The 9,140-nt window shown below is 73.3% G+C and carries 8 protein-coding genes; all 8 read left to right on the forward strand.

The window, feature by feature from the left end:
- Nucleotides 1–227: 227 nt before the first annotated feature.
- Nucleotides 228–545, forward strand: coding sequence for an integration host factor, actinobacterial type (gene mihF, locus AC08OQ_RS14270; protein ID WP_462186066.1), 318 nt, complete (start codon nucleotides 228–230; stop codon nucleotides 543–545).
- A gap of 245 nt (nucleotides 546–790) precedes the next feature.
- Nucleotides 791–1,336, forward strand: coding sequence for a guanylate kinase (gmk, locus tag AC08OQ_RS14275; RefSeq protein WP_476598958.1), 546 nt, complete (start codon nucleotides 791–793; stop codon nucleotides 1,334–1,336).
- Between the two features lie 138 nt (nucleotides 1,337–1,474).
- The gene (rpoZ, locus tag AC08OQ_RS14280) at nucleotides 1,475–1,759 is read left to right on the forward strand and encodes a DNA-directed RNA polymerase subunit omega (protein WP_462186068.1); all 285 of its coding nucleotides are present in this window, start codon (nucleotides 1,475–1,477) and stop codon (nucleotides 1,757–1,759) included.
- 33 nt (nucleotides 1,760–1,792) lie between these two features.
- Nucleotides 1,793–3,115: a bifunctional phosphopantothenoylcysteine decarboxylase/phosphopantothenate--cysteine ligase CoaBC gene (coaBC, locus tag AC08OQ_RS14285; protein WP_476598974.1), complete on the forward strand. Its 1,323-nt coding sequence runs from the start codon at nucleotides 1,793–1,795 to the stop codon at nucleotides 3,113–3,115.
- A gap of 41 nt (nucleotides 3,116–3,156) precedes the next feature.
- Nucleotides 3,157–4,353 carry a methionine adenosyltransferase gene (metK, locus tag AC08OQ_RS14290; protein WP_462186069.1) on the forward strand — a complete coding sequence of 399 codons (1,197 nt, stop codon included), beginning with the start codon at nucleotides 3,157–3,159 and terminating at the stop codon, nucleotides 4,351–4,353.
- Between the two features lie 167 nt (nucleotides 4,354–4,520).
- Complete coding sequence (locus tag AC08OQ_RS14295; protein WP_476612109.1) at nucleotides 4,521–6,737, forward strand: primosomal protein N'; 2,217 nt, start codon at nucleotides 4,521–4,523, stop codon at nucleotides 6,735–6,737.
- 291 nt (nucleotides 6,738–7,028) lie between these two features.
- Nucleotides 7,029–8,084 carry a methionyl-tRNA formyltransferase gene (gene fmt, locus AC08OQ_RS14300; RefSeq protein WP_476598954.1) on the forward strand — a complete coding sequence of 352 codons (1,056 nt, stop codon included), beginning with the start codon at nucleotides 7,029–7,031 and terminating at the stop codon, nucleotides 8,082–8,084.
- Nucleotides 8,081–9,140: transcription antitermination factor NusB (locus AC08OQ_RS14305; protein ID WP_476598952.1), on the forward strand; the 1,060-nt coding region annotated here is incomplete at its 3' end. The genes fmt and AC08OQ_RS14305, both read left to right, overlap by 4 nt.

Raw genomic sequence — 9,140 nt, forward strand, 5'->3', positions numbered from 1 at the left:
GGCCGAGGGGACCAGGGTGTGTTCGTCCTGGTGCGGTACGAAGCGGTACGGTGGGGCCGCCGTAGACCGAAAGGGTGCGGCACGAGTGGGCCACCCCTTTCGTCCGTCAAAGCCTTCTCTTGTGCTGACAATATGTTCGCATCAGAGTGTTATGGCCAAGGCTGGACTGAGGAGCCCCTTCCTCGCTAGTTTGCGCGGCGCGATCACCGAATTGAGGAGGCGTACCCGTGCCCCTGCCGCCCCTAACGCCCGAGCAGAGGGCCGCCGCCCTCGAGAAAGCAGCGTTGGCTCGTAAGCAGCGTGCGGAACTCAAGGAGCGGTTGAAGAAGGCGGAGACCACTCTGGCCGCCGTCCTGGAACAGGCCGAGGCTGATGAGGTCGTCGGCAAGATGAAGGTTTTGGCTGTTCTGGAGTCGCTTCCCGGAGTGGGGCGCGTACGCGCCCAGAAGATCCGGGAACGGCTCGGGATCAGTCCGACCCGCCGGCTGCGGGGACTCGGCGCCAAGCAGCGTGCCGCACTCCTCGAGGAGTTCGGCATGGCCTGATCCGGTGGGGTGGGAAACCACTCCGCCAACCCGGATCATGGTTACGGCGGGTAGCGGCGTTGACGGGAGGGTGGCGTCACTCACATTCTTCCGGCGATGTCGCCCTTCCTTCCGGTCGGATCGGGGGCGGCATTCTTTAACCTCCCCCGATCCGGCCGTCCCTGGGAAACCAGTCCCGTCCTCGTGTCCTTCGGGGACTGATGACCGTGCGCGCCGACTGACCGAGAGATCCTATCGTGGTGCCCGTGGGTCTTACAGTGCTGTCCGGGCCGTCCGGAGTCGGGAAGGGCACCGTCGTCGCGGCAGTCCGGGAACGTCACCCCGAGGTCTGGGTCTCGGTCAGTGCCACCACGCGGCCACCGCGTCCGGGTGAGACCGACGGTGTCGAGTACCACTTCGTCGACGCCGAGGAGTTCGTCCGGATGGTCAAAGCCGGGGAGTTCGTCGAGCACGCGATGTTTGCCGGACACGCCTACGGCACCCCCCGCCGCCCGCTTCTCGAAAGGCTCGCCGCAGGTGTGCCTTGCCTGCTGGAGATCGAGCTGCTGGGCGCCCGGCAGGTGCGCTCGGCGATGCCACAGGCCCGTTTCGTCTTCCTCGCCCCGCCCACCTTCGACGAGCTTGTCCGTCGGCTGACCGGTCGGGGGACCGAGTCACCCGAGGTCATCGCCCGCCGGCTGGACCGGGCGCGCATCGAACTCGCGGCCGAGACGGAGTTCGACGACGTGATCGTGAATGACGACGTGCGGTCCGCGGCGGCCCGCTTGGTAGCATTGATGATCGGCTCGTAGGTCCGGCCCACCGGTCGCCCGCGCAGCCGACATCTCCGTACAGCCTCCTCCGCGCAGCCCGCCCTGCCCCGCGCAGCCTGCGCTCTGCACTGTCCGGACGGCGCAGCCGCCTCGGACGTCCCATTCCGGAAGGACATCGTGGCCGGTACCGTCGCCCATCCCGAAGGCATCACCAACCCCCCCATCGACGAGCTCCTCGAGGCGACCGACTCGAAGTACAGCCTGGTCATCTACGCGGCGAAGCGAGCTCGTCAGATCAACGCCTACTACTCGCAGCTCGGTGAGGGTCTGCTGGAGTACGTCGGCCCGCTGGTCGAGACGACCAACGCGCAGGAGAAGCCGCTGTCGATCGCGCTGCGTGAGATCAACGCCGGCCTGCTCACCCACGAGACCGTCACCGACAGCCTCCCGCCGGTCTCCTGATATAGGACGATGACCGAGATGCCTGACGCTGAGATGCTCGACGCTGAGCGATCCGGCACCGGGCTGTCCGGCACCGGGCCCGGCCCTCGGCGTCCCCGGGTCGTGCTCGGTGTGGCGGGCGGCATCGCCGCCTACAAGGCGGTGGAGGTGCTCCGCCGGTTCACCGAGTCCGGCCACGAGGTCCGGGTGGTGCCCACGCCGTCGGCGCTGAGGTTCGTCGGCGCGACGACCTGGGCGGCGCTGTCGGGGAACCCGGTCACCACGGAAGTGTGGGACGACACGGACGAGGTCGCCCATGTCCGGATCGGCCGCGAGGCCGACCTCGTCCTCGTCGCGCCGGCCACCGCGGACCTGATGGCCCGCGCGGCCGCCGGGCGCGCCGATGACCTGCTCACCGGCACCCTGCTGACGGCGACCTGCCCGGTCGTCTACGCGCCGGCGATGCACACCGAGATGTGGCAGCACCCGGCCACCCGGGCGAACGTGGCGACCCTGCGGGCGCGGGGAGCGGTGGTGGCCGAGCCGGCGGTGGGCCGGCTGACCGGCGCCGACTCGGGTCCGGGCCGCCTGCCGGAGCCGGCGGAGATCGCCGCGCTCGGCATGGCGGTGCTGGCCCGGGGTGCGGCCGGGGTGCGGCCCGATCTGGCCGGCCGGCATGTCCTGGTCACGGCCGGCGGCACCCGGGAGTACCTCGACCCCGTCCGGTTCCTCGGCAACGCCTCGAGCGGCCGTCAGGGGTACGCCGTGGCCAGGGCGGCCGTGGCGCGGGGAGCCTCCGTCACGGTGGTGGCGGCGAACGTCGCGCTGCCCGAGGTCGCCGGCGCCCGCACGATCCCGGTCACCTCCGCGGCGCAGCTGCGCGATCGGGTCCACGAGGTCGCGCCCTCGGCGGACGTGGTCGTCATGGCGGCCGCGGTCGCCGACTTCCGCCCCGGGGCGCCACAGGTCTACAAGATCAAGAAGGAGTCTGCGGCCCCGGGCTCCATCCCGCTCGTGGCGAATCCCGACGTGTTGGCCGAGCTGCTGGCGAACCGCCGGCCCGGTCAGGTTCTCGTCGGTTTCGCCGCCGAGACCGGCGGCCCCGGCGGGGGGGTACTCGACCACGCCCGGGCCAAACTGGCGCGCAAGCCGGTCGACCTGCTCGTGGTCAACGAGGTCGGCGCCGGCCTCGGATTCGAGGTGGAACACAACGCCGCCATGGTACTGGACCCCCGCGGTGGCGAGACGGCCATCGAGCGCACGAGCAAGGACCTCCTCGCGCATCGGATCCTCGACCTCGTGGTCGGCCTTACGGCCGATCGGACCGATGGAACGCCCGCCGAGGCGCTGCGTGTACCCCTCGCGGCACCTCGGTAAGCTTCGTCGGAATCAACCGGATCACCCAGGGGGTTAATCCAGTGGCGACGCGCCTGTTTACGTCCGAGTCCGTCACCGAGGGGCATCCGGACAAGATCGCCGATCAGATCAGCGACTCGATTCTCGATGCCATGATCAAGGATGACCCGAAGAGCCGGGTCGCCGTGGAGACACTCATCACGACGGGTCAGGTCCACGTCGCCGGCGAGGTCACCACAAAGACCTACGTCGACATCGCCTCCGTCGTCCGCGAGCGCATCCTGGAGATCGGTTACGATTCCTCCAAGAAGGGCTTCGACGGCGCGTCCTGCGGCGTCAGCGTGTCGATCGGCGCGCAGTCCCCGGACATCGCCCAGGGCGTCGACACGGCGCACGAGACCCGCGTCGAGGGTTCCGCCGACGACGAGTTCGACCGGCAGGGCGCCGGCGACCAGGGCCTGATGTTCGGGTTCGCCTGCGACGAGACCCCTGAGCTCATGCCGCTGCCGATCGCGCTGGCGCACCGCCTCGCCAGGCGGCTGTCCGCGGTCCGCAAGGAGGGCCAGGTCGGCTACCTGCGCCCGGACGGCAAGACCCAGGTGACCATCGAGTACGTCGACGGGAAGCCGGCCCGGCTCGACACGGTCGTCGTCTCCTCCCAGCACGCCGCCGATATCGACCTGGACACTCTGCTCGCGCCGGACATCGCCGAGTACGTCGTCGAGCCGGAGCTAGCCCTGCTCGAGATCGCCACCGAGGGGCGCCGGCTGCTGGTCAACCCGACCGGCCGGTTCGAGATCGGCGGCCCGATGGGTGACGCCGGCCTGACTGGCCGTAAGATCATCGTCGACACCTACGGCGGTTACGCCCGCCATGGCGGTGGCGCCTTCTCCGGCAAGGACCCGTCCAAGGTCGACCGCTCCGCCGCGTACGCGATGCGCTGGGTCGCCAAGAACGTCGTCGCCGCGGGTCTCGCCAGCCGCTGCGAGGTCCAGGTGGCGTACGCGATCGGCAAGGCGCAGCCGGTCGGCCTGTTCGTGGAGACCTTCGGCACCGGAACCGTCCCGGACATCCAGATCCAGGACGCGGTGACGAGCGTGTTCGACCTCCGTCCCGCAGCGATCATCCGGGATCTGGACCTGCTGCGGCCGATCTACGCCCAGACGGCCGCCTACGGCCACTTCGGTCGCCCCGAGCTCGATTTCACCTGGGAGTCCACCGCACGCGCCGAGGCTCTCCAGCGCGCCGTCAAGGGCTGACCCGACGCTCGTCTCCCGCCCCCCCGGGACCCCTGTCACGCGGGTCCCGGGAGCGGATCGGGAGATCGGGGAGGTCGTGTCCCGCCGGTCGCCGTCCCGGCGAGGGAACGGGGTCGGAGGATGAACGGGGTCGGAGGATGTCGTAGGCGGCTGGTACGAATGCCGTCATGACCGAGCACCCCGGCACCCTCCCCGGCCTCAGCCCGTCAGCGGCCGGCCCGGGGGGTGCCCGGTCGGGGGCTTCGCGGTCAGGGGCTTCGCGGTCGGGAATTTCGCGCTCCGCGGGTCCCGGTTCGCCGCGGCCGCTCGCCGCGCGGCTGCCGGTGGCGCGGGTTGCCGTCGACACTCCGCTCGCCCATCTCGACCGCCCCTTCGACTACCTCGTGCCGGCGGACCTGGCTGACCTGGCGGTGCCGGGGTCCCGGGTCCGGGTCCGGTTCGCGGGCCGGCTGGTCGACGGGTTCGTGCTGGAGCGTCGCGAGAGTTCCGACCATTCCGGTCAGCTCGCGCCGCTGGCCCGGTCGATCTCGCCGGAGCCTGTGCTGTCCGAGTCCGTCGCGAAACTCGCCCGCGCGGTTGCCGATCGTTACGCCGGCACGCTGGCCGACGTCCTCCGGCTCGCCGTGCCTCCCCGCCACGGCCGGGCGGAGGTTGTCTCACCGAGGCTTGAGGCTGTGCCGCCGGGGCTTGAGGCTGTGCCGCCGGGGCTTGAGGCTGTGCCGCCGGAACCCGGCGAGTGGGGCCGCTATCCCACGGGTCCGTCGATGCTCACCGCCCTGGCTGCGGGCAGGTCACCGAGGGCGGTCTGGTGGGCCCCGCCCGGCCCCGCCTGGCCGGAGATGATTGCCACCGCGGCCGCCGCTACGGCGGCGTCCGGTCGCGGCGTACTCGTCGTCGTACCCGATCATCGTGATGTCGATCGGGTCGAGGCGGCGATGGTCGCCGCGGTCGGTCGGGAGACCACCATCGCACTGCGGGCCGATCTAGGCCCGGCCCGGCGGTATCGCGCGTTCCTTGCGGTCAGCCGCGGACAGGCGCGGGCGGTGGTGGGTACCCGCGCGGCGATGTTCGCGCCCGTGGCCGAGCTCGGCTTGGTGGTGGTGTGGGATGACGGTGACGACCTGCATGCTGAGCCGTTGGCCCCGTACCCGCACGCCCGAGACGTCGCCGTCCTGCGCTCCCGGCTCCAGGGGTGCGCGCTCGTGATCGGCGGGTTCTGCCCGTCGACGGATGCCGAGGCGCTGGTGCGCACGGGGTGGGCGCACCCGGTGGTGCTGCCCCGGGAGCAGGTACGCGCGCTGGCTCCCCGGGCCGAGGCCACCGGCTCCGACCTCGAACACGCCCGTGACCCCGCAGCCCGGGCGGCGAGGCTGCCCTCCCTCGCGGTGCGGACCGCCGGGGATGCGCTGGCGGCCGGTCTGCCGGTACTGGTCCAGGTGCCGAGGAGGGGATATCAGCCGTCACTGGCCTGCGCGGCCTGCCGGCGGCCCGCCCGGTGCCCGCACTGTCAGGGGCCGCTGGGCCGGGCGGCGGGCGGTGGTGCGCTCTCCTGCCGGTGGTGCGGCCGTCCGGTCGCCGCGGCGGTCTGGCACTGCCCGTCCTGTTCGGGCCCGCGGCTGCGCGCCTCGGTGACGGGAGATCGTCGTACGGCGGAGGAACTGGGGCGGGCCTTTCCCGGCGTCCCGGTCCGCACCTCCGGCCGGGACGGGGTGCTCGCCACCGTGCCCGCCGAACCGGCCCTCGTCATCTCGACCCCGGGGGCGGAGCCCGTGGCGGACGGCGGCTATGGGGCGGTGCTGCTCCTCGACGGCTGGGCTCTGCTGGGCCGTCCCGACCTGCGTGCGGGGGAGGAGACTCTGCGCCGGTGGACCGCCGCCGCCGCGCTCGCCCGGCCCGCCGCGCGCGGGGGGCGGGTCATCGTCGCGGCCGACGCCGGACTCGGGCCGGTCCAGGCGCTCGTCCGTTGGGATCCCGGCACGTTCGTCGCCCGGGAGGCCGACGAGCGGGCGGAGCTGGGGTTCCCGCCGGCGACCCGGATGGCGTCCGTAGCGGGCACCGCCGCGGCGGTCGCGGAGCTGCTGGCCGCCGTCGAGCTTCCCGACGGCGCCGATGTGCTCGGGCCGGTACCGCTGCCCCCCGCACCGTCCGCGCGGGCCGTTCTCGACGGCGCGAACCAGGGCGATCCGTCCGCCGTGGGCGCCGGGCAGCGCGGCCCCGACAGCGCCACCTCCGGCCCCGAGGAGATCGAACGGGTCCTGATCCGGGTCCGGCGCGAGCGCGGCGCGGCTCTGGCGGCCTCGCTGCGATCCGCTCGCGGCGTCCTCGCGACCCGGCGAACCACCGGCCGGTTACGGATCCAGCTCGACCCCCTGGTCCTCGGGTAGCGCCGGCGTGGTCTGGTTCGCACCGCCTGGCGTGGCCCCGCACACCACGGCCGGCTTCGCGCCATGGCTCATGATCCCCGGTCGCGGGCCCGGCCCGGACCGCGGCCGTCCGCCACCTCCGAGCGCCGGCGGGGTACGGTCGTCGGCGGCGACAGGCCTGTGGACGTCAGCCCGTACTCCCGGCCGGAGAACGGCGGGATGGTCCCGGCCCGGTCGGACACCTCGGATCGATGACCCCCGGAGACGGTCACGGCGTCGGCAATGACGTCGCGACGGATCGGTGCTTCGCGTATGCGTCTTGTTTTCGCCGGTACCCCGGCGGTGGCTCTGCCCAGCCTGCGGGCGTTGATCGACAGCCCGCGCCATGACGTGGTCGCGGTTGTCACCCGGCCCGATCGGCCCTCCGGGCGGGGGCGGAAGGTGAAGCCGCCCCCCGTCCACGTCCTGGCCGACGAGGCCGGCATCCCGGTGCTGAGCCCGGACCGGCCCCGGGACCCGGAGTTCCTGGCCACGCTTGCCGGCCTCGCGCCCGACTGCTGCCCGGTGGTGGCCTACGGCGCGCTGCTACCGCCTGCGGCGCTCGCTATTCCCCGCCACGGCTGGGTGAACCTGCACTTCTCCCTGCTGCCGGCCTACCGCGGGGCGGCTCCGGTGCAGCGCACCCTGCTCGCCGGGGACGACCTGACCGGCGCGAGCGTCTTCCAGATCGAACCGGCGATGGACTCCGGTCCGGTCTACGGTGTCCTCACCGAGCGGGTTCGGCCGACGGATACCTCCGGTGACCTGCTGGACCGGCTCGCCGAGGCCGGCGCCGGGCTGCTGGTCGCGGTGATGGACGGCATCGCCGACGGGACGGTACGGCCCGTGGCCCAGCCCGCCGAGGGGATCTCCTTCGCGCCGAAGCTGACCGTCGAGGAGGCCCGGATCGACTGGACGAAGCCGGCGATCGCGGTGGATCGGCTGGCGAGGGCCGCCACTCCCGCGCCGGGAGCCTGGACGACGTTCCGCGACCGGCGGCTCAAGATCGGCCCGGTGCGCCTCGGCGCGGTGCCCGGTCGGTCGGCCGGGCCGGTAGTGATGCCCGCCGGGCTGCCGGCGGGTCAGATCATGGTGCTCCCCGGCGGGGACGTGGCGGTCGGCACGGGCACAAGCCCGGTGCTCCTCGGCGAGGTACGTCCCGAGGGACGAGGCCCGATGGCGGCCGCCGCCTGGGCCCGCGGGGTCCGGATCGCCGAGGGGGAGACCCTCGGCGAGATCGGCGCACGGACCGCTGCCGGCGCCGGCGGCGGTGGCCCGGCCGGCGGTGGCCCGGCCGGCGCGATGCCAGTCAGTGGAGGAACGTCGTGAGATCGGCCGGTTCGCCGGGCACCCGTGGGCCCCGGCCAGCGTCAAGCGTCGACCGGCCGCGGCTGCTGGCCTGGGAGGTGCTTCGGGCGGTGGACGAGCGCGGCTCCTACGCCAACCTGCTGCTGCCGTCCCTGTTGGCGGGCAGCGGACTGTCCGCCCGGGACCGCGGGTTCGTCACGGAGCTCGCCTACGGTTCCCTGCGCGCGCAGGGAACCCTCGACGGGGTGCTCGACACGGCGACGAGCCGACCCGTCCACACCATCGACCCGCCGGTGCGCGACGCGCTGCGCCTGGGCGCCTACCAGCTGCTGCGGACCAGGGTCCCGGCCCGCGCGGCCGTGGCCAGCACCGTCGAGCTGGTCCGCACGACGAGCGGCGAGCGCCCGGTCCGCTTTGCGAACGCCGTGCTGCGTCGGGTGGCCGCCCGGGTAGCCGAGACCGGCGGCGATCTCGCCACGATGCTGTCCGCGCCGCAGTTCGACGTCGACCCTGTCGGTCACCTGGCGGTCGTGACGACGCATCCCCGCTGGATCGTCGAGGTCGTCGCGGAGGCCCTGGCCGGCGACCTCACGGCGACCCGCGCCGCGCTGGAGGCAGACGACGCCCGACCCGCGGTACACCTGGTCGCCCGCCCGGGCCGGGTGGACCGTGACCAGCTGCTCGCTGAGGCCGCGCAAGCAGGTCTGACCGCCCGGCCCGGCTCCTATTCGCCGTATGCGGTACGCCTCGACGGCGGGGACCCGGCGGGGCTGCCCGCCGTGGCCGCGGGCGCGGCCGCCGCGCAGGACGAGGGCAGCCAGCTCGTCACCCTGGCCTTGGCCCGCGCGGCGACGGTGGGCCGCGACCTCGGGCTGACCGTCGACCTGTGCGCGGGTCCCGGCGGGAAGGCGGCCCTGCTCGCCGCGCTGCTCGGCGGCTCCGCCTCATCGGACAGGCTGGGTCTGCCGGACAGGCTGGGTCCACCGGACAGGCCGGCCCTGATCGCGGTCGAGCCCCGGGCGACCCGGGCGGCCATGGTGGCCCGGTCCCTGGGCGGCGCGGCGCGGGCCTGGACGG

The organism is Frankia sp. CcCS3, from assembly GCF_977927575.1.